The 18,105-nt window shown below is 63.6% G+C and carries 19 protein-coding genes; 8 read left to right on the top strand and 11 right to left on the bottom strand.

The window, feature by feature from the left end; genetic code table 11:
• Positions 1-333 precede the first annotated feature (333 nt).
• The 3 genes from ACP15P_RS14355 to ACP15P_RS14345 form a co-directional block, all read right to left on the bottom strand.
• Complete coding sequence (locus tag ACP15P_RS14355) at positions 334-1,290, bottom strand: sensor histidine kinase (RefSeq protein WP_424929164.1); 957 nt, start codon at positions 1,288-1,290, stop codon at positions 334-336.
• Between the two features lie 124 nt (positions 1,291-1,414).
• On the bottom strand, positions 1,415-2,155 hold the full coding sequence (locus ACP15P_RS14350) for a Crp/Fnr family transcriptional regulator (RefSeq protein ID WP_424929163.1): 741 nt from the start codon (positions 2,153-2,155) through the stop codon (positions 1,415-1,417).
• A 122-nt stretch (positions 2,156-2,277) separates the two neighbouring features.
• Positions 2,278-3,093, bottom strand: a complete 816-nt coding sequence (locus ACP15P_RS14345) for an SDR family oxidoreductase (RefSeq protein WP_424929162.1) — start codon at positions 3,091-3,093, stop codon at positions 2,278-2,280.
• A 135-nt stretch (positions 3,094-3,228) separates the two neighbouring features.
• Here ACP15P_RS14345 and ACP15P_RS14340 point away from each other — a divergent pair, with 135 nt between their 5' ends.
• From ACP15P_RS14340 to ACP15P_RS14330, 3 genes are all read left to right on the top strand, one after another.
• Complete coding sequence (locus tag ACP15P_RS14340) at positions 3,229-4,188, top strand: hydroxyacid dehydrogenase (RefSeq protein WP_424929161.1); 960 nt, start codon at positions 3,229-3,231, stop codon at positions 4,186-4,188.
• 138 nt (positions 4,189-4,326) lie between these two features.
• The gene (locus ACP15P_RS14335) at positions 4,327-4,554 is read left to right on the top strand and encodes an AbrB/MazE/SpoVT family DNA-binding domain-containing protein (RefSeq protein WP_424929160.1); all 228 of its coding nucleotides are present in this window, start codon (positions 4,327-4,329) and stop codon (positions 4,552-4,554) included.
• Positions 4,544-4,939: a PIN domain-containing protein gene (locus tag ACP15P_RS14330; protein ID WP_424929159.1), complete on the top strand. Its 396-nt coding sequence runs from the start codon at positions 4,544-4,546 to the stop codon at positions 4,937-4,939. The genes ACP15P_RS14335 and ACP15P_RS14330 overlap by 11 nt, the downstream gene beginning before the upstream one ends.
• Positions 4,940-4,952: 13 nt before the next feature.
• On the opposite strand, the gene ACP15P_RS14325 is transcribed toward ACP15P_RS14330, so the two are convergent.
• Genes ACP15P_RS14325 through hisD form a run of 6 tightly spaced genes read right to left on the bottom strand, consistent with a single transcriptional unit; the run spans position 4,953 to position 10,244 of the window.
• A complete protein-coding gene (locus ACP15P_RS14325) occupies positions 4,953-6,068 on the bottom strand; it encodes an alpha-hydroxy acid oxidase (protein WP_424929247.1) in 1,116 nt (371 codons plus the stop codon).
• A 12-nt stretch (positions 6,069-6,080) separates the two neighbouring features.
• Positions 6,081-6,635: a sulfopyruvate decarboxylase subunit beta gene (gene comE, locus ACP15P_RS14320; RefSeq protein ID WP_424929158.1), complete on the bottom strand. Its 555-nt coding sequence runs from the start codon at positions 6,633-6,635 to the stop codon at positions 6,081-6,083.
• On the bottom strand, positions 6,632-7,138 hold the full coding sequence (locus ACP15P_RS14315) for a sulfopyruvate decarboxylase subunit alpha (RefSeq protein ID WP_424929157.1): 507 nt from the start codon (positions 7,136-7,138) through the stop codon (positions 6,632-6,634). The genes comE and ACP15P_RS14315 overlap by 4 nt, the downstream gene beginning before the upstream one ends.
• A gap of 41 nt (positions 7,139-7,179) precedes the next feature.
• Positions 7,180-8,181, bottom strand: coding sequence for a zinc-dependent alcohol dehydrogenase (locus ACP15P_RS14310; protein ID WP_424929156.1), 1,002 nt, complete (start codon positions 8,179-8,181; stop codon positions 7,180-7,182).
• On the bottom strand, positions 8,178-8,930 hold the full coding sequence (locus ACP15P_RS14305) for an SDR family NAD(P)-dependent oxidoreductase (RefSeq protein ID WP_424929155.1): 753 nt from the start codon (positions 8,928-8,930) through the stop codon (positions 8,178-8,180). The genes ACP15P_RS14310 and ACP15P_RS14305 overlap by 4 nt, the downstream gene beginning before the upstream one ends.
• Before the next feature lie 6 nt (positions 8,931-8,936).
• Complete coding sequence (gene hisD, locus ACP15P_RS14300; protein WP_424929154.1) at positions 8,937-10,244, bottom strand: histidinol dehydrogenase; 1,308 nt, start codon at positions 10,242-10,244, stop codon at positions 8,937-8,939.
• A gap of 175 nt (positions 10,245-10,419) precedes the next feature.
• Between hisD and ACP15P_RS14295 the strand changes: the two genes are divergently transcribed.
• From ACP15P_RS14295 to ACP15P_RS14285, 3 genes are all read left to right on the top strand, one after another.
• Complete coding sequence (locus ACP15P_RS14295) at positions 10,420-11,436, top strand: LacI family DNA-binding transcriptional regulator (RefSeq protein WP_424929153.1); 1,017 nt, start codon at positions 10,420-10,422, stop codon at positions 11,434-11,436.
• 272 nt (positions 11,437-11,708) lie between these two features.
• The gene (locus ACP15P_RS14290; protein ID WP_424929152.1) at positions 11,709-12,284 is read left to right on the top strand and encodes a TetR/AcrR family transcriptional regulator; all 576 of its coding nucleotides are present in this window, start codon (positions 11,709-11,711) and stop codon (positions 12,282-12,284) included.
• A gap of 12 nt (positions 12,285-12,296) precedes the next feature.
• On the top strand, positions 12,297-13,151 hold the full coding sequence (locus ACP15P_RS14285) for an SDR family oxidoreductase (protein ID WP_424929151.1): 855 nt from the start codon (positions 12,297-12,299) through the stop codon (positions 13,149-13,151).
• An 8-nt stretch (positions 13,152-13,159) separates the two neighbouring features.
• Here ACP15P_RS14285 and ACP15P_RS14280 read toward each other — a convergent pair whose 3' ends face one another.
• Together ACP15P_RS14280 and ACP15P_RS14275 are read right to left on the bottom strand one after the other, a co-directional pair.
• Positions 13,160-13,798 (bottom strand): GntR family transcriptional regulator, encoded by a 639-nt coding sequence (locus ACP15P_RS14280; RefSeq protein WP_424929150.1) that lies wholly within the window; start codon positions 13,796-13,798, stop codon positions 13,160-13,162.
• Between the two features lie 21 nt (positions 13,799-13,819).
• Positions 13,820-14,734 carry a dihydrodipicolinate synthase family protein gene (locus ACP15P_RS14275; RefSeq protein WP_424929149.1) on the bottom strand — a complete coding sequence of 305 codons (915 nt, stop codon included), beginning with the start codon at positions 14,732-14,734 and terminating at the stop codon, positions 13,820-13,822.
• 153 nt (positions 14,735-14,887) lie between these two features.
• On the opposite strand from ACP15P_RS14275, the gene ACP15P_RS14270 reads away from it, so the two are divergent.
• A complete protein-coding gene (locus ACP15P_RS14270) occupies positions 14,888-16,075 on the top strand; it encodes an alpha-hydroxy acid oxidase (protein WP_424929148.1) in 1,188 nt (395 codons plus the stop codon).
• Between the two features lie 137 nt (positions 16,076-16,212).
• Entirely contained in the window at positions 16,213-17,925 is a 1,713-nt protein-coding gene (locus tag ACP15P_RS14265; protein WP_424929147.1) for a dihydroxy-acid dehydratase, read from the top strand.
• The last annotated feature ends 180 nt before the right edge of the window (positions 17,926-18,105 follow it).

Raw genomic sequence — 18,105 nt, 5'->3', positions numbered from 1 at the left:
CGGCAGGTGCACCGACGCGCCCGCGCAAGGAACGCGCTCCACGCCCCGTGTCACATTTCCGTCATAAACACCCGGCGCAAAACGCAAATCCGCCACGGCACCCGCGCGCAAACCAAAATCACAATGTCAGGAAAAAAATAAAGGCGGCACCCGGGAGGAGGTGGATGCCGCCTTTAGTATCGATTGGCTCTGGGAGGAGGTAGAACCAATCTCTGAGACTGAACATAGAGTTTATGCTGCGATCGCACAACACTTTAGCCATGCAAATATTGCATTGCGGCATTGACCCCCGGTGGCATCAAACCTGCGTGAGACACCCCCGCCCGGCGCGCTTCAGACCGCCTCCACGCCCTCACAAAGCGGCAGGGTCATGTCAATCGTCAGCCAGCCATCCGCGTAGTTCCGAGTCTTTTCCGCGCCCAGCTGCAACAGCGACGCCTGGATCAGCCGCGAGCCAAAACCCGGCTCAGGGTTCGGGTCATGCACCTCGACCTTCTCTCGCCAGATCACCCGCACAAAGCCGCCATCACTGCTCCAGCGCACCTCGATCACACCATCATCCCCGTGCAGCGCGCCATATTTGGCCGAATTGGTCACCCATTCATGCACAATCAGAACCAGCGGGATCAGAAGCCGCGTGGGGATCATCACGTCATCCCCCTCCAGCGAGATCTCCTGCCCGCCCCGTGCCGGCGCCAGGATACACTCCAGCACCTGCCGCAACCCAACCGGCTGCGTCACATCCGTGCGCAGCATCAGCGAATGCGCCCGGTCCAGCGCCGACACCCGCCCGCGCAGGTTCGACACCATGTCCTCGCGCGTTTCACTCTCGCGGTTGGCGTTGGAAATCATGGCCGACACGATCGCGAACATGTTCTTGATCCGGTGGTTCATCTCCGCCAGATGCAGTTCCCGCTCCCTCAGCAGTTCCTCCTCAACCGTCACGTCGAGGCTCACACCGATCAGTTTGGGCCGCCCGCCATTATTCACCAGCCGCCCCATGCCGCGCAGCCATTTGTAGCCCCCGGCCTTCCGCCGCACCCGAAACCTGTGATGAAACTCCTGACCCTCGGTCAGAATGGCCGCCACCCCGCGCTTCAGGTCCTCCTGATCATCGGGATGCACCAGAGCAAACGTGTTGTCGAACTCCTGGGCCTCAGCCTCGCTCACCTCGAACAGCATCCGGCAGCGCCGGTCGAGGACCTGCTTCTTCGTGGCCGGATCGTATTCCCACCGCCCCAGTCCCGCGAAATCCAGCGCGAGATCAAGGCTTTCCTCGTGAACGCTCATCAGGTTTCCATCCCCTGTCGATGACCCGACCGTCGCGGACCACGCATCATTTAAGGACGACCGCGGCTCCCCCGCGTCATCCATACTAATCACAAGTTAGTTTTATTTATGCGGAGTCAATAGCCTATGTCAGCTTCAGCGGACCCTGGCCGTACAGATACGCCGGATCGAACGCCCCGATCCGTGCCAGTTCCTCCCGGTCGATCACCGTCACCTGCCCGCGCGAGATGTCCACAACCCCCGCCTCGCGCAGCTTGCGCACGGTCCGGTTCATGTGAATTGAGGTCGTTCCGCAGGCATCCGCCAGCTCCTGCTGCGTCAGCGGCAGCGCAAACCCGCTCTCGCCGGCCAGGTCCACAAACGAGAGCCTCTGCCACAGTTCCGCGATCAGATGCGCCAGCCGCCCATCCGCGCTCAGATGCTCCAGTTTCATGATCCATTCCCGGTGCATCGCCGCATCCAGAAGCGTTGAATACCACAGCATCCGCGCCAAATTCGGCTCCGTCGCCAGAACATCATCAATCGCCGCATGGGGCGCGTATCCCACCTGAACCGTGCCGATGGAGACCACGTCATGGTCCAGCCGTTTCAGCGCATAGGCATGCAGGTCAACGAAGTCGCCGGGCACATGCAGCGCCACAATATGCCGCCGCCCGCCCTCATGGATCACCCTCGCCACGGTGCCCTCGATCAGGATCGTGCTCTGGTCCAGAACCGCCCCGCGCTCCAGGATCGTCACCGGCTCGGTAAAGCGCTCCACCCGTTGGATCAGACCCTCAAGCACGCCCCGCTCCCGCGCGTCGAGCGCGTCGCGCGAGCGGCCCTGAAGGAACCGCCGCGTCAGCGGGAATGCGTCATCCGTCATTGTCTGCGATGCTCCGGTCGGGTCCACCACCCTCGCCCGTTCCTAACATATGTTAGTCCGAACACCAGATGTGTAATGCCATCAGAAAGATAACTTCGGCCCATCACCCCCGGTTCCCTGGCTCAGGGCAGATCCAGCGCCACCTCCGGCACCGGCGCGTCGTCATACCCGCCCCAGACCGACTGGTCGAAATTCACCACCGACCCGGTCATCATGCCGCTGTCCTCCGAGCACATCCACAAAACCGCCTTCGCCACCTCGTCCGGATCGAGTATTCGCCCAAACGGCTTGCCTGCCGCCGCCCGGTCGATGAAGCCCGGATCACCCGTCTCGCTCTCCACAAGCTTTCGCTCATGGTCGGAATTCATCCAGCCAATCGAGAGCTGATTGACATGGATCCGGTTGCGCATCAGCGCGAACGCCGTATTCCGCGTCAGCGTCGCCAGCGCCCCCTTGGAGGTCGAATAGGGCGCCAGAAACGGCTGCCCCGCCAGTTCCGACATGGACCCGATGGACACGATCCGCCCCTCGATCCCTTCCCGGATCATCACTTTCGCCGCATCCTGGATCAGGAAAAACGGCGCCCGCGTATTGACCGCAATCATCCGGTCAAACAGCTCCTCCGACGTGTTCAGGATGTTCCCCCGGTCCGTCAGCCCCGCCGCATTGACCAGAATATCCACCCGTCCAAACGCCGCATCCGTCTCAGCCATGATCCGGCGAACATCCGCCATCTTACCCAGATCCGCGGCCACCATCCGCACGTCAGTGCCAAATTCGCCGTGGATCTCCTCCGCAACGGCCTGACCCTTCTCCAGACCCCGCCCCACAAGGACAATGCCCGCCGCCCCGGCGGCGGCAAACGCCCGTGCAATGGCCCGTCCCAGACCCTGCGTGCCGCCCGTCACTACGGCAATTTTTCCGTCAATCCGGTTCATGAAACTACCTCCCCCTTCCAATTGCCCGGGGCCGCAACCCCGGCCTTTTCAATGCCCTGACATCGTCTTACAACCGACCCCGCCCCGGCTCAAATGCCGATCACCAACCCACCGGCTGGAAAAGGAAAAATACCGATGCCCCATGTCCTGGTTGCCGGCAACATGCACCCGTCCGGCCAGACCCTTCTGAAGGACGCCGGGCATACGGTCCACCATATTCCCGACATCACCGAGGAAAGCTACGCGCCCTTCGTGGACGGGGCCGACGCACTCATCATCCGCACCCAGCCCCTGAGCGCCGAAACGCTGGCACGGGCGGGCAAGCTCGCCATCGTCTGCCGCCACGGCGTGGGCTATGACGCGGTTGATGTCCCGGCCCTGAACGCCCGTGGCATTCCGCTCATGGTCTGCGGTGACGTCAATTCCTACTCCGTGGCCGAGCACGCCTGCATGATGATCCTGGCCGCTTCCAAACGCGTCCTGCGCGCCGACGCCTCCGTACGCCACGGCCCCTGGAAATGGCGCAACAGCCTCGAATCTCAGGACTTGCGCGGACGCAATCTGCTCATTCTGGGCTTTGGCCGCATCGGTCGGCACACCGCAAACATGATGGCCGGTTTCGGCATGACCATCCGCGCCCATGACCCGTACATCACGGCCGAAAACTGGCCCGAAGGTCCGGTACAACCTGCCCCCGACCTGCACGAGGCCCTGGCCTGGGCGGATGTTGTTTCCGTCTCCGCGCCGAAATCCGACCGCCCCCTGATCGACCGGGCCGAGTTCGACGCCATGCGCGACGGCACCATCGTCGTGAACACCGCGCGCGGCGGCATCGTGAACGAACTGGCCCTGGCTGAGGCCCTCAAATCCGGTCGCGTCGGCGCCGCCGGGATCGACGTGTTCGACCCCGAACCCCCGGCAGAGGCCCACCCGCTGAAGGGCTTCGACCAGGTCATTCTCAGCCCCCATATCGCCGGTGTCACGGACGGCGCGTCGCAGCGGATGGCCACCGGATCGGCGCAGAACGTGATCGACTTTTTCAACGGCAAACCGGATCTCTCTCTCGTGGTTAACAGGGCCCATACAATTTTATGAAAATGCTTTATATCTTTGATTCAAAGGCCTTATGGACATGGATATAATCCCGGAAATGGCACCGAATTCGCGGATTTTCGTTGCGGATTCCACCCGGCATATGTAAATATATCCGCGGATATACTGTGGAGAACGATCATGCGGATTGCCAAATGGGGGAACAGTTTGGCCGTCAGGCTGCCCGCCGGGCTCGTTAAGGAAATGGGCCTGAAGGAGGGCGACCAGGTCTCCCTGATCGGTGACGGCAAAATACTGTCCCTGTCCCGCGACCAGAGAAGCGATGAAATCCTTGAGAACCTGCGCCGTTTTCGCGGCCGCCTGCCCGCGGACGAAAGAATAGAGCGCGAACTCGCTCATGAACGATAGGTTCCTCGACACGAACGTGGTCCTCTATCTACTTGACGACAGTGAAAAATCCGACATCGCCGAAAAGATTTTGTGCGATGGCGGCGTCATTAGTGTGCAGGTACTCAACGAGGCACTCGTTAACTGTATCAAAAAGGCCAAAATGTCCTTCACCGAGGCCGGAGAGTTCCTCACCGCCGTCCAGGATCTCTGCCACGTGGTCAGCCTGACCCCCGAGGTTCACGACATCGGACGGGCCCTGGCGGACCGCTACAAACTCTCGGTCTACGATTCCATGATCGTCTCCGCCGCGCTGCTCTCCGGATGCCGCGAATTACTGAGTGAGGACATGCAGGACGGGATGGAGATAGAGGGTTCACTTCGCATCGTAAACCCTTTCAAATAAACGGTAATTACTGTCAGCTACCGGCCAGAGTATCCGGCAGGCCGGTCATGTCCACCCGCCCGATCTGCGCCAGTGTCAGGCTGATCTCGTCGGTCAGAATACGGGTGAAATGGGTCAGACCCTGCTCCCCGCCAGCGGCGATGGCATAGAGCATGGCGCGGCCGAAAAACACGAAATCCGCCCCCATCGCATAGGCCCGCACCACGTCCTCCCCGGAGCGCATACCGGTGTCATAGAAGAGTGGAAAACCCTCTCCAAGTGCCTGTCTTATTTGGGAAAGTGCCAAAATCGGCGGCGGACAGGCATCAAGCTGCCGCCCCCCGTGGGACGAGACCTGAATGGCATCCACACCAACCTCTTTCAGCCGCACCGCATCCTCCACCGAGGTCACGCCCTTGACCACCAGGTTGCCCTTCCACCGCTCCCGAAGGCGTTCCAGGAAGCCCCAGTCCGCAGCAGCGCGGCTGGCGGTGCGGTCAAAACCGAAGCCAGGCTCGGTGAAATTCGCCATATCCGGGCGGCCCTTGACCAGTGTGGACAGGGACCAGACCGGATGCAGTGCGAAATCAATGAACTGTAAAGGCCCGATTTTAAACGGCATTTTGAAACCGCGCCGCAACTCCCGCGGGCGGCGCCCCACCTCCGGCACGTCGAGCGTCATGACCAGCGTGCGATAGCCCGCCGCCTCCGCCCGTTCGATCAGACGGCTGGTGCCGGAGCCGTCGCCGCTGAAATAGAGCTGAAACCAGGCATGCCCCTCCGCCGCCTCGATCATCGTCTCCAGCGAGGTCGACGCCACGGTCGACACACCCACAGGCGTCTGATGCTTCGCGGCCATCCGCGCCAGCATCAGATCGGCCCCAGGCGCGGACAGGTTGCACATGCCCATGGGCGATATGCCGAATGGGATTTTTGCTGCGTGGTCAAACACCTGCACGCCGAGGTTACGGTGTTCGACATTGACCAGAATGCGGGGCTGGAGCCGTATGTCGCGGATCGCGGCGAGGTTCAGCGCCTCGCCATGTCCGGTCCCTGCGGCCCCGTCGATATAGTCGAAAACCATCCATGGAAGACGCCTGCGCGCGGCGGCGCGGGCGTCCCCGAAGGACTGGATTCGACTGAGCCCCATCATGGCCGCGGCTTAGGACGCCACGGCTTTCATGAAGCGGTCGCGGATGACCACCGGGTCCTTGGTGATGACCGGAACCTTGACGTTGCCGCTCTCACATTTGGCCACAATTATGGTCATTTTCTTGCTGTCGATGGCATCCTGGAGCACCTTCGGCGTCTCTTCCGCCTGACATTCCACGACATTTTCGCATCCACAGGCCTTCGCCACGGCCGCCAGCGAGGTTTTGCGGCCCGCATAGGTCGGCTGGTCACCGGTGGAGCCGTAACTGCCATTGTCGATGATCAACAGGATGTAGTTGTCGGCCACGTTGTTCGCGATGGTCGGCAGGGTGCCGAAATTGGTCAGAACGGAGCCGTCGCCGTCGATGGAGATGACGGTTTTGTCCTGGGCAAGGGCCACGCCGAGACCGATGGAGGAGGACAGACCCATGGTGCCGAGCATGTAGAAATTGGTCGGCTGGTCGTCGATCATGTGCAGTTCCTGACTGGGCAGGCCGATATTGCAGATGACGAGCTGGTCACGAAGGATCGGGGCGATTTCGCGCAGAATTTCGGAACGGATCATTGGTCGCCATAGCCTCCCCAGAACGAGGCGTCGGTCAGAATCGCCACGGGTTTGTTGCACATGAAGGTGTATTTCAGGATCGCGTCGAGCTCGGCGGCATCGGATTCGCGATGGAAGTGATAGGTTGGGATGTTGAGCTGGTTCAGCAGCGCCTTGGTATGCACGGCCATTTCAACCTGACAAGCCACCGGCTCGCGCAGCTCGCCACGGTAGCTGATGAGCATGGGCAGAGGCATGCGGTAGAACTGGATCAGGGTGGCGAGCGTGTTGATGGTCACGCCGATCGCGGTGTTCTGCATGATGATGGCCGGGCGTTTGCCGCCCATCCAGGCACCGGCGCACAGCCCCATGCCCTCGTCCTCCTTGTTGGAGGGGATGTGGAAGATTTCCTCGCGGGCCTCGACCTCGTCGATCACACCGGCCAGCTGTTTGCAGGGCACGGTTGTGACGAAGCTGATGTCGTTCGCGACAAGGTCGTCGACGATCCGTTTGTTGATTGACACTTTTTTGCTCCTCGTAATCCCGGTTTGGTCTGCGGGGCGCGTCACGCCCCTGCCCCCTCGGGCAGCAGAACGGTTTTCGGTTCGGCGGGTATCCCCGCCCGGATGTCCTGGAAGGCCCGTGCGCCGTCGGTCAGCGGGCGGGTCAGGATCCAGTTCAGGTCCCCCAGACGGCCCTCGAACATCGCCTGCGCCGTGTCGCGGAAATCCGCGGCCGTGTAGGTGTAGATGCCGATGAAGGTTATTTCCTGCAGGGTCATGCGGCGAATGTCGAGGCCCCCGGTGGCTTCGCCCAGTCCGATATGCACGATGACGCCGCCGGGCCGTGCCCGGGCGGAGGCCAGTTCGCGGGTGGCGGCATAGCCGACGCCGTCTATTATAATGTCGAAACTGTCGCCCTCGGCCAGGTGGTCCGGGGCCAGTACGGTTTCGCCGCAGCGGTCGCGGAGATAGTCGGCGCGGACCTGGTTTGGCTCCAGAATGGTGATGTCCCGCGCGCCCATGGCCCGGAGGCTGAGGGCGGCGGCAAAGCCGATGGCTCCACCCCCGATGGCAAGACAGCGCAGGGCGACCGGGGGGCCGGCGACCTCAATGGCCCGTTTGGCCCCGTGCCAGCCGCAGGCGAGCGGCTCGGCCAGGGCCGCTTTTTCCAGCGGGAAGTCATCGGGCACCGTGACCAGATTGCGGGATGGCACCGCCACATATTCCGCGAAGGTGCCCTGGCGTGGCGGCATGGAGAGGATCTGGCGCTCGGCGCAGAGATTGGAGCGCCCCGTCAGGCAGGCAAGGCAGGAGCCGCAGGTCACCAGCGGGTTGATGGTGACGCGGCGGCCCGCGTCGGGACCGGAGACCACAATGCCCGCGGCCTCGTGGCCCAGAATGAGCGGTGTCGGGCGGCGCTCGTCATGGCCGAGATAGGCGTGCATGTCGGAGCCGCAGATGCCGGAGGCGGCGATTTTGACAAGCGCGTGGCCTTCCGGGACCTCCGGGTCGGGTGCGTCGCCGTAGTCGAAGGCTTCAACGCCGGTGCAGGTGAGCGCCCTCATTTTGCGGTGAACCCCCCGTCCACGAACAGCACCTGGCCGGTGACATAGTCGGAGGCCGCGGAGCAGAGGAACAGCATCGGCCCGTCGAGATCCTGCGGCACGCCATTGCGGCCGATGCAAGTCTGCGCGGCGAGACGGTCGGCCAGTTCGGCGTTCTCGAAGACGGGGCCGGTTAGTTCGGTGCGGAAGAAACCAGGGGCGACCGCGTTGGCGTTGATGCCGTGGGCGGACCAGGCCTCGGCCATGGCGCGGGTCATCTGTTCGACGCCGCCCTTGGACGCGCCGTAGCTGATGCCGTGTTGAAAGGCGCGGCGGGACTGGAGCGAGGCGAAATTGACGATGCGGCCCCAGCCTTTTTCGCGCATGGCCGGGACGAGAGCCTGGGCCATGAAAAACGGTGCGGAGAGATTGAGGTTGAGCGTCACGTCCCAGCCCTCGGCGGTAACGCCGTCTGCGGGTTCACGGGTGTTGAGACCGGCCGCGTTGATCAGAATGTCCGGCGCACCGAAGGGTTCCGCGACGCGGGCCGCCGTGTCCGCCAGGGTGTCCCGGTTGAGAAGGTCGGCGGCAACGGTGGCCATTTCGCCATTGGTCGCGGCGGCAATCTCATCCAGGGTGTCAGCACGGCGGGCCACACCGACCACACGCGCGCCGCGTTCCGCGAGCAGGACGGCGGCGGCGCGACCGAGGCCGGAACTGGCCCCGGTGACGCAGGCGATTTTGCCGGAGACGTCGAAGAGATCGGTCATCCGATCTTATTCCGCTGCCGAGAGGTCGAAATTCACGTCCGGGAAGTATTTGTGCAGACGGGCATCGGCGGCGCGGGCGTGACCTTCCATCCCCTCAAGACGGGAAATGCGCGCGGTGGCCTCGGCCACGGGGCGGGCGCCGTCGCGGGTGGCCTGCTGCCAGGTGACGATTTTCATGTATTTGTGGACGGAGAGACCGCCGGTGTATTTCGCGGAGCGCGAGGTCGGCAGAACGTGGTTCGGGCCGGAGGCCTTGTCGCCAAAGGATACGGTGGTTTCCTCGCCGAGGAAGAGCGAGCCGTAGCAGCGCAGGCGGTCGCGCCACCAGGTCAGGTCGCGGGCCTGAACGGTCAGGTGCTCGGGCGCGTATTCGTCGGAACAGACGGCCATTTCCTCGCGGTCGCCGCAGAGGATGACCTCGGCATAGTCGCGCCAGGCGGCTTCAGCGTTGTTGCGGTTCATTTCCGGCAGGTCAGCAATGAGGCCCGGCACGAGGTCCATGACCTTCTCAGCCAGGGCGCGGTCGTCGGTGACGAGCCAGACCGGAGAGTTGTAGCCATGTTCGGCCTGGCTCACGAGGTCGGTGGCGACGATGAAGGGATCGGCGCTGTCATCGGCGAGGATGAGGCTGTCGGTGGGACCGGCGATCATGTCGATGCCGACGCGGCCGAAAAGGATGCGCTTGGCCTCGGCCACGAACTGGTTGCCGGGACCCACGAGAATGTCGGCCTGGGGCAGACCGAACAGGCCGAAGGTCATGGCCGCGACGCCCTGGACACCGCCCATGGAGAGGATTTTATCGGCACCGCAGAGATGGGCGGTGTGGATGATGGCCGGTGCGATGCCCTCGCCCGGACGGGGCGGTGAGCAGGCCATGATGTGACCGCAGCCCGCGACCTTGGCGGTGGTGACGGTCATGATGGCGCTGGCGATGTGGCTGTAGCGGCCGCCGGGAATGTAGCAGCCCGCGGCCTCGCAGGGGATGGCTTTCTGACCGGCGATGAGGCCCGGCACGATTTCCATTTCCACGTCCTGCATGGTGGATTTCTGGATCTCGGCAAAGCGGCGCACGTTGTCATGGGCGAAGGCGATGTCGTCCTTCAGCTTCTGCGAGACCTTCGCGGAGGCGGCGGCAATGTCCTCTTCCGAGAGCAGGACCGGGCCGTCGTATTTGTCGAATTTGGCGGCGTAGTCGAGCGCGGCGGCGTCCCCGCCTTTCTCGATTGTGTCGAGGATTTCCTGAACCGTGGCGTTTACGTCGGAGGCGTCGGAACTGGCGGTCCTGGTGGCTTTCTTCAGGTATTCGCGGGGCATGGGATCCTCCTGACGACAATCGGCTGGATATGTCATTTTGCACGGTTTTGGGCTGGTTTTTCGGTTTGTAAGCGCTTACATTTCTATTTGCAAGAGATTTGCGGCGCGGAGCCGGTAAAATGTTAACGGGCCGGAAACCGGCCGGACGCCACGGAAAAAAAGTCGGGAAAATCAGGTGAGCAACAGATCGGTTCCAACCCTTGAGGACGTGGCGCGGGAGGCGAAAGTATCCACCGCGACGGTCTCGCGCTGTCTCAATCTGCCGAATCAGGTCACCGCGCGGACCCGCGAACGGGTGATGGAGGCGGTCGCGCGGCTGGGCTATTCGCCGAATTTCGGGGCGCGGGTGCTGGCGGCGAAACGTACGAACACCATTGGCGCGATCATCCCGACCATGGAAAACGCGATTTTCGCGCGCGGGCTTCAGGCCTTTCAGGAGGGTCTGCGGGAGCATGGCGCGACGCTGCTGGTGGCGAGTTTCTCATACCAGGCGGAACTGGAGGCGGAGCAGATCCGCACGCTGATGGCGCGCGGCGCGGATGGTCTGCTGCTGATCGGACATGCGCGGGATGCGCAGGTCGCGGAGTTTCTGCGGCTTCAGAAAGTACCGGTGCTGGTGGCCTGGGTTTATGATCCGGAGCGGGACACGCCGTCGATTGGTTTTGACAACCGGGAGGCGATGGCGGCGATGGCGCGGGAGGTGTTGCGGCTGGGGCATCGCCGGATCGGCGTGATTTCCGCCCCGCGCGCGGCCAATGACCGGGCACGTGCCAGGGTCGAGGGAATTGGCGATGCGGTGCGGGAGACCGGCGGCGCGGAGGTGACGCGGGTGATCGAGACGCCCTATGGCATTGAGGAGGGGGCGCGGGCCTTTGCGGAGATGATGACGGGCGGCACGCGCCCCACCGCGGTGATGTGCGGCAATGACGTTCTGGCCGTCGGGGCAATGAAAGCGGCGCGGGCCGCGGGGCTTCGGGTGCCGGAGGATGTGTCGATCACGGGGTTTGACGATATTGAGCTGGCGACGGTGACCGATCCGGGGATTGCCACGGTGCATGTTCCGCACCGGCGGATGGGCCGCGAGGCGGCGGACATGATCGTGCGCATGGTCGAGGGCGGTGCGGATCTTGGCAGTGTGGAGCTGGCGACGGAGTTGCGACTGCGGGGGTCGTTGGGAAAGGCTGGTGGTTAGCGGTTACTGGCGCTTCCCCAGGCACGACGCGCCATGCCCGACTTCGGGAGGGTTTCGACCCGGCTCACTGAAGCCCCACATTAAAGCACCGAAAACCCTCTTCTTTTCAGAACGTTGCAGATGCCCTCCCTGGGGGGAAGTCGGTCATGGCGTGTCGTGCCGACACGCCGGGAAACGACAAAACCACCTCTCCAAAACCAGAAAATCTCGATTCTCCATTGATAATGAATATTCATTATCATAGATGGACGCTGTCAGAGACGGAAAGAGCCATGCCACGGACCAGCAAGGACAAAACGAGAAAGAAGCTGCAGGACGCTCTGGTCGCGGAGGCGGTGGAGAACGGCATGGCGGCGGTGAATGTTGCGGGGATTGTGAAGCGGGCAAAGGTCTCGGCGGGGACGGTCTATGTGCATTTTGAGAACAAGGACGACATGCTGCGGCAGGTCTACCTTCAGCTCAAAACCGAGTTTCACGAGACCGTCACGCGCCACCGGGACGAGGCCGATACGGCCAGAATGGTGCGGCACATGTGGTTCGACATGTTTGACTTCGTGCGCGAACGGCCGCGGGATTTCCTGTTTCTCGACTATGGCAGCGCCGCGAAGATCCTGCTGCCGGAACAGCAGGCCATTGCGGACGGGTTTGCCGCGGATATTGCGGCCCTTCTGCGGCGCGGGGTGGATGACGGAACGCTGGCACCGCTCGATACGGGTATGCTTTCCCTGCTTCTGGTGGCACCGGCGATGCAGCTTGCGCGCGGTGCCGTGATCTCGGGGCGTCCCATCACTGATGACGTTGTTGCGGCGACCTTTGACCGGGTCTGGCTGTCGATCAAAAATCACTAAAAGGTATATGGAATGAACAAGGTAATTCTCGTCACCGGGACCTCCACGGGGCTCGGCATCGCGATCGCGGTCCAGGCGGCACGGGCCGGGCACAGGGTTTACGCCACCATGCGCAACCTGGCCAAACGCGGGCAGCTCGATGAGGCCGCGGAGGCCGCGGGCGTGTCAATGGAGGTGGTGCAGCTTGACGTGCAGGACACGGCCTCGGTCACCCAGGCGGTGGACGCGGTGGTGGATCGCGAGGGGCGGATTGACGTTCTGATCAACAATGCCGGGATGGGCTACGCCCGCAGCCTGGAGCAGGCTGACGAGGCGGATGTTCAGCGCATTCTCGACATCAACTACATGGGTGTTGTGCGCTGCACGAAAGCGGTCATGCCGCATATGCGCAAGGCGCGTTCGGGTCATGTCATCAATATCAGCTCGGTTGGCGGGCTGGTCGGGCAGCCGTTCAACGAGGTCTATTGCGGGGCCAAGTTCGCGGTCGAAGGACTGACGGAATCGATGGCGAGCTACATCACGCCGGCCTTTGGCATTGAGTTTACGGCCGTGGAGCCCGGCGGGATCGCGTCGGAATTTGCCAACACCGTCCTGAGCCAGATCGAGGAAACCGGCGGGATGCTGGAGGATGAGTATCTGCCGATCCTGCAGAAATATGTGGCCGGGTCGCGGAACCGTCAGGGTGGCGACGCCTACCAGACCGCGGATCAGGTGGCGGAGGTCGTGATGCGGGTGATGGAGGCGGAGGAGCCGCCGCTGCGCATCCGGACATCGGCCTGGTCCGAGGGTTTCACGAAGCTGAAAACCGGGCTGGACCCGGATGGCCGCAAACTGCAGCGCCTGGTGTCGGAACAGATCCTGGGCTGAGGCGCGGCCTAGATCCGCACCACACGCTGGATGGCACTGTCGAGATGGGCGTTCAGGGCGGCCTCGGCTTTATCGGGGTCGCGGGTTTCCAGCGCATCGATAAGGGCGAGATGTTCGTCCATCACCGAGACCACCAGTTCGGGCAGCATCCGTGTGTCCTCATTGCGGATCAGGCGGATCTTGATGGAATTGGTACGATAGATTGACGAGATCAGGTCGTTGCCGAGCGCGTCGATCATGCGGTCATGCATGTTCCAGTCCATCTGCTGGGCGCGGGCGAGCAGTTCAGGGGTCACGCCCCCGGCGGCCTCGGCCCGGATGGCCAGGTGGCGCTCGCGCAGCTCGGCCAGTTCCGCGTCGGAAGCCACGGTGACGAAGGTGCGCACGGCCTCCCGCTCCAGCACCGAGCGGAGCTGGAACGCGTTGCGGATAATGCCCAGGTCGGCCTGCATGATCTGAAGGCCGCGGTTGGGGACCGGGCGGATCAGGCCGTCGGCCTCAAGGCGGGGGATCATCTCACGGATGGCTCCGAGCGGCATTCCGGTCAGCTTGACCAGTTCCCTTTGCGACACGAACTGGCCCAGCGATATCTCGCGGTTGAGCAGCTGTTCGGTGAAGGTGTCGTAGGCCTGGTCGCGCAGCGTCATGTTGTCTCCCCCTGCCCTGTCTCAGGCTTTCAACAGATTTACCCGACCCTGCAGCGCCTCGACAATAGCCGCGTTGGCCGGAGTGAGCGGCGGGCGCGTGGCGTGCCAGCCGTCGTCATTGCGCGTGGCCCCCACCAGCGCCTTGATGAGTGGTGTCACCGGCACGGTGATAATGTCGGTGACGAGATCATCCAGTGCGGGGTCCTGTTGGCCCTGATGGACGAGAGCCGAGATGCGGGCGGGCAGCAGGTTGGCCATGCCGCTGATCGCCCCGGCGCCACCGAGCGGCGCAGCACGGGCGAGCAGACGCTCATCTCCGATCAGGACGGCAAGACCGTCAATGGCGAGCATTTCCTGGGCGTGGTCCCAGCTGCCCTCGCTGTCCTTCACACCGAAGATTTCCTCCGGGAAAGCCTGTTTCAACAGGCGGATTATGGCGGCGTCGAAGCGGATGCCGGTGACCTGGGGGATGTGGTAGATGATAATCTGCGGCGCGGCGTCGGCGGTCAGGCGGATGAAGTCCGAGACCCAGGCGAAAAGCGCGTCGTCATCGACACCCTTGAAATAGTATGGCGGCGCCAGCAGCAGGCGGCGCACGCCAAACCCGAATGCTTCCCGGGCCTGGGCGACTGCGGTTTCCATGTCGGAGGCCGCGATGCAGACCGTGACCTGGGAGGGCTCAACCGCGCGTCCGACAACAGCCTCCAGCATGGCGCGGCGCTCGGAGGGTCCGATGGAGGCCCCCTCGCCCGTGGTGCCGAACAGGGTCACGCCCTGTGCGCCACCGGCCACGATGTCGCGAGCCAGGGCAACGAGGCGTTCCAGATCCACGGAGCCATCCGCAGCGAACGGCGTCACCATCGCGGCGGACACGCCAAAAAGATGCGCATTCGGACAGTGAACGGCTGCGGAAGTATCGGCGGGACTGGTCAGCATTGGGGACTCCGGTAAAATTTTTTCACTGACATGTTGGCTGGTTGACAGTGAATTTGCAAGGGTTGACGCCACCCCCACAACCTGCTCCAAATTCAGCAGCGGCCCGGTCAGGGAGGACCGGGCTTTTGGATTCAGGGATCTGACGGAACCAGCATGTTTGCAAACATGGACGATGTCCGCGCACGGGCGGCGCGCCGCCTGCCGCGGGTTTTTTTTGAGTATATCGACGGCGCGGCCTTCAGCGAGGAAACGGCGCGGCGCAACATCTCCGATTTTCAGCGGATTGAGTTGCGGCAGAGGGTGCTGCGCGATGTGTCGGAGCGGAGCCTGGCGGGGCCCTTGCTGGGGAAGGAGCGGTCCATGCCGCTGGCCCTGGGACCGGTGGGGTTCAGCGGGCTGTTCGAGGCGGATGGCGAGATTGCGGCGGCCCGGGCCGCGCATGCCAATGGCCTGCCCTACTGTCTGTCGACCTTTGGGATAACCTCGCTCAAACGGTTGCGGGAGAAGACCGACGGGGCGCTGTGGTTTCAGCTTTATGTCCTGACGGACCGGGAACTGGCCACGGAGATGATCCAGGCCGCGATTGACGCGGATGTTGAGGCCCTGGTTTTGACCGTGGACACGCCGGTGCATGGGATCCGCGAAAAGGACATTCGGAACGGGTTCCGGTCGCTGACGGGTGTTACGCCGAAGCTGGCTTTTGCTCTGGCACAGCGGCCGGGGTGGTGCGCGCGCATTCTGCGCAAAGGTGCGGTGCCGCGCATTGGCAATCTGGACAGCCGGCCGGAAATGGGCCGGAACGCTCTGGAACAGGCCGTGAGCATTGCCTCAAAGGTTGATGCCTCAATGACCTGGGAGGATGTGGACTGGATCCGGGAACGCTGGCCGCGCAAGCTGATCATCAAGGGTCTGACCGAAGCGGAGGACGCCAAGTCCTGCGTGGCCCATGGGGCCGATGGCGTGGTGATTTCCAACCATGGCGGGCGGCAGCTGGACCAGAGCCGGTCCACCATTGATGCCCTGCCCGATATTGTTGAGGCCGTGGGTGGCAGTACCGAGATCCTGATCGATGGCGGGTTCCGCCGGGGCAGTGATGTTTACAAGGCGCTGGCGCTGGGGGCGAATGGTGTTCTGCTCGGCCGGGCCTATGCCTATGGCCTGGCTGCGGCGGGTGAGAAGGGCGTGGATGCGGTCATCGCGATGATCCGCACGGAGCTCGACACGCAGATGGCGCAGACCGGTCTGACGCAGCTGCGCGAGGTGGCGCGGCATCGAGATGCGGTTTTACGGATTCGGGCTGGTCGCGGACTCTGCTCTGGTCTTGTTGACACAACCGGGTAATCCCGACACGCTCCGGGAAACGGACGGGAGTGGACGGGGATGGTGGTTGTTGTGAGCTGCGGTTTGGCTGCGCGAAATGCTGCGCAGCATAATTGTTTATGCTGCGCGGTAAGTCATTGTCATGCCGGTATTTTGTCATGACCGGGCGCGCGGGCAAGGGTCTGGACGGGCGGCTGACCGAATATGGCGACCGGGGGTTTGCGCGGTTTCTACGCGACGCGTTTCTGAAGGCGAAAGGCTACGGGCCGGAGGCGCTGGAGAAGCCGGTTGTGGCGATCTGTGACACCGGGTCGGATTTCAATCCGTGCCATGCCACGGCCCCGCAACTGATCGAGGCGATTTCGCGCGGTGTGACCATGGCGGGCGGGCTGCCGATGGTGTTTCCCACGATCTCGCTCCATGAGAGTTTTTCGCATCCCACCTCGATGTTTCTACGCAACCTGATGTCGATGGACACGGAGGAGATGCTCAAGGCGCTGCCGATGGATGCGGCGGTGCTGATCGGGGGGTGCGACAAGACCATACCGGCGCAGCTGATGGGGGCGATCAGTGCGAACGTGCCGACCCTGTCCGTGGCCGTGGGTCCGATGCTGACCGGGTCGCGGGAGGGCGAAAGGCTTGGCGCCTGTACGGATTGCCGCAGGCTCTGGGGCGAGCACCGGGCGGGTGCAATGGATGCGGAGGACCTGGAGGTGGCGCAGTCGCAGCTGATGGCCTCGCACGGGACCTGCATGGTGATGGGGACAGCGAGTTCCATGGCCTGTGTGGCGGAGGTGCTGGGCTTCATGCTGCCCGGCGGGTCGAGCATTCCGGCGGTGCATTCGGAGCGCTGGCGACATGCGGAGGCCTCAGGACGGCGGGCGGTTGAGATGGCGCTGGCCGGGGGTCCCTGCCCTGCCGATCTGGTGACGGAGGCCACGGTGCGAAATGCCTGTGTGACGCTGCAGGCTTTGGCGGGGTCGACGAATGTGCCGATCCATCTGGCCGCGATTGCCGGGCGGGCCGGAATACGCCTGTCGCTCGATGAGCTGGACCGGCTGGGCGAACAGGTGCCGATCCTGGCGGATCTGAAACCGGTTGGGCGGGTTTATATGCAGGATTTCCATGCGGCCGGTGGTTTGCCCGCTCTGTTGCGCGAACTGGCGCGGGAGGGGCTGTTTGATGTGGACACCGCCACGGCGGACGGTCGGAGCTGGGGTGAGGTTCTGGACGCCTGGCCGAAGTGGCGCGACGGGGAGGTTATTCGGGACATTGCCAATCCGGTGACGGAGGGCAGCGCGATTGCCGTGGTTCGGGGCAGCCTGGTGCCGGATGGTGCGGTGATCAAACAGGCGGCAATGACCCCGGCGCTGCGCTCACATGAGGGGCCGGCACTGGTGTTTGACAGTCTGGAGGACCTGCATGCGCGCATCGACGATCCGGACCTCGCGGTGACGGAGGCGCATGTTCTGGTGCTGCGCAATGCCGGGCCGGTGGGCGCACCGGGGATGCCGGAAGCGGGGTTGATCCCGATCCCGAAGAAGCTGGCCGCGACGGGTGTTCGGGACATGGTGCGGATTTCGGACGCGCGAATGTCGGGAACGGCCTATGGCGCGGTTGTTCTGCACGCGGCGCCGGAGGCGGCCGTGGGTGGACCGCTGGCGCTGGTGCGCGATGGCGACCGGATCAGACTGGAGCTGGATGAGCGCAGGCTGGATCTGCTCGTAGATGCGGAGGAGTTGGAGCGGCGGCGGGCGGAGTGGGTTGCGCCCGCGACGCCCGTGCGGGGGTACGCGCGGCTGTTTGCCACGACGGTTGAGCAGGCGGACCGGGGGTGTGACCTGGATTTTTTGACGGGGTTGGAGGATTAGAGGGCACAACGCGAGGCGGGACGCGCCATGACCGACTTTGGGTGGGCTTCGGGCCGGTTGGCTGAGGCGTACTTTCAAAAGCCTGGATGCCATCGTTCAGTTCATGTCGTCGGGTATGCCCTCCCGTGGGGAAAGTCGGGCATGGCGTGTCGTGCCGACACGCCGGGAAGGCCGATGGGG

This window comes from Amaricoccus tamworthensis, from assembly GCF_049800875.1.
GTDB classification, from domain to species: Bacteria; Pseudomonadota; Alphaproteobacteria; order Rhodobacterales; family Rhodobacteraceae; genus Amaricoccus; species Amaricoccus tamworthensis.
This window is presented reverse-complemented; position numbering and strand designations above follow the sequence as displayed.

What these genes read in the sequence shown, in the direction of transcription:
- ACP15P_RS14355 (WP_424929164.1), bottom strand. Translation starts at nt 1,290, where the DNA reads ATGAGCGTTCACGAGGAAAGCCTTGATCTCGCGCTGGATTTCGCGGGA.
- ACP15P_RS14350 (WP_424929163.1), bottom strand. Translation starts at nt 2,155, where the DNA reads ATGACGGATGACGCATTCCCGCTGACGCGGCGGTTCCTTCAGGGCCGC.
- ACP15P_RS14345 (WP_424929162.1), bottom strand. Translation starts at nt 3,093, where the DNA reads ATGAACCGGATTGACGGAAAAATTGCCGTAGTGACGGGCGGCACGCAG.
- ACP15P_RS14340 (WP_424929161.1), top strand. Translation starts at nt 3,229, where the DNA reads ATGCCCCATGTCCTGGTTGCCGGCAACATGCACCCGTCCGGCCAGACC.
- ACP15P_RS14335 (WP_424929160.1), top strand. Translation starts at nt 4,327, where the DNA reads ATGCGGATTGCCAAATGGGGGAACAGTTTGGCCGTCAGGCTGCCCGCC.
- ACP15P_RS14330 (WP_424929159.1), top strand. Translation starts at nt 4,544, where the DNA reads ATGAACGATAGGTTCCTCGACACGAACGTGGTCCTCTATCTACTTGAC.
- ACP15P_RS14325 (WP_424929247.1), bottom strand. Translation starts at nt 6,068, where the DNA reads ATGGGGCTCAGTCGAATCCAGTCCTTCGGGGACGCCCGCGCCGCCGCG.
- comE (WP_424929158.1), bottom strand. Translation starts at nt 6,635, where the DNA reads ATGATCCGTTCCGAAATTCTGCGCGAAATCGCCCCGATCCTTCGTGAC.
- ACP15P_RS14310 (WP_424929156.1), bottom strand. Translation starts at nt 8,181, where the DNA reads ATGAGGGCGCTCACCTGCACCGGCGTTGAAGCCTTCGACTACGGCGAC.
- ACP15P_RS14305 (WP_424929155.1), bottom strand. Translation starts at nt 8,930, where the DNA reads ATGACCGATCTCTTCGACGTCTCCGGCAAAATCGCCTGCGTCACCGGG.
- hisD (WP_424929154.1), bottom strand. Translation starts at nt 10,244, where the DNA reads ATGCCCCGCGAATACCTGAAGAAAGCCACCAGGACCGCCAGTTCCGAC.
- ACP15P_RS14290 (WP_424929152.1), top strand. Translation starts at nt 11,709, where the DNA reads ATGCCACGGACCAGCAAGGACAAAACGAGAAAGAAGCTGCAGGACGCT.
- ACP15P_RS14285 (WP_424929151.1), top strand. Translation starts at nt 12,297, where the DNA reads ATGAACAAGGTAATTCTCGTCACCGGGACCTCCACGGGGCTCGGCATC.
- ACP15P_RS14280 (WP_424929150.1), bottom strand. Translation starts at nt 13,798, where the DNA reads ATGACGCTGCGCGACCAGGCCTACGACACCTTCACCGAACAGCTGCTC.
- ACP15P_RS14275 (WP_424929149.1), bottom strand. Translation starts at nt 14,734, where the DNA reads ATGCTGACCAGTCCCGCCGATACTTCCGCAGCCGTTCACTGTCCGAAT.
- ACP15P_RS14270 (WP_424929148.1), top strand. Translation starts at nt 14,888, where the DNA reads ATGTTTGCAAACATGGACGATGTCCGCGCACGGGCGGCGCGCCGCCTG.
- ACP15P_RS14265 (WP_424929147.1), top strand. Translation starts at nt 16,213, where the DNA reads ATGACCGGGCGCGCGGGCAAGGGTCTGGACGGGCGGCTGACCGAATAT.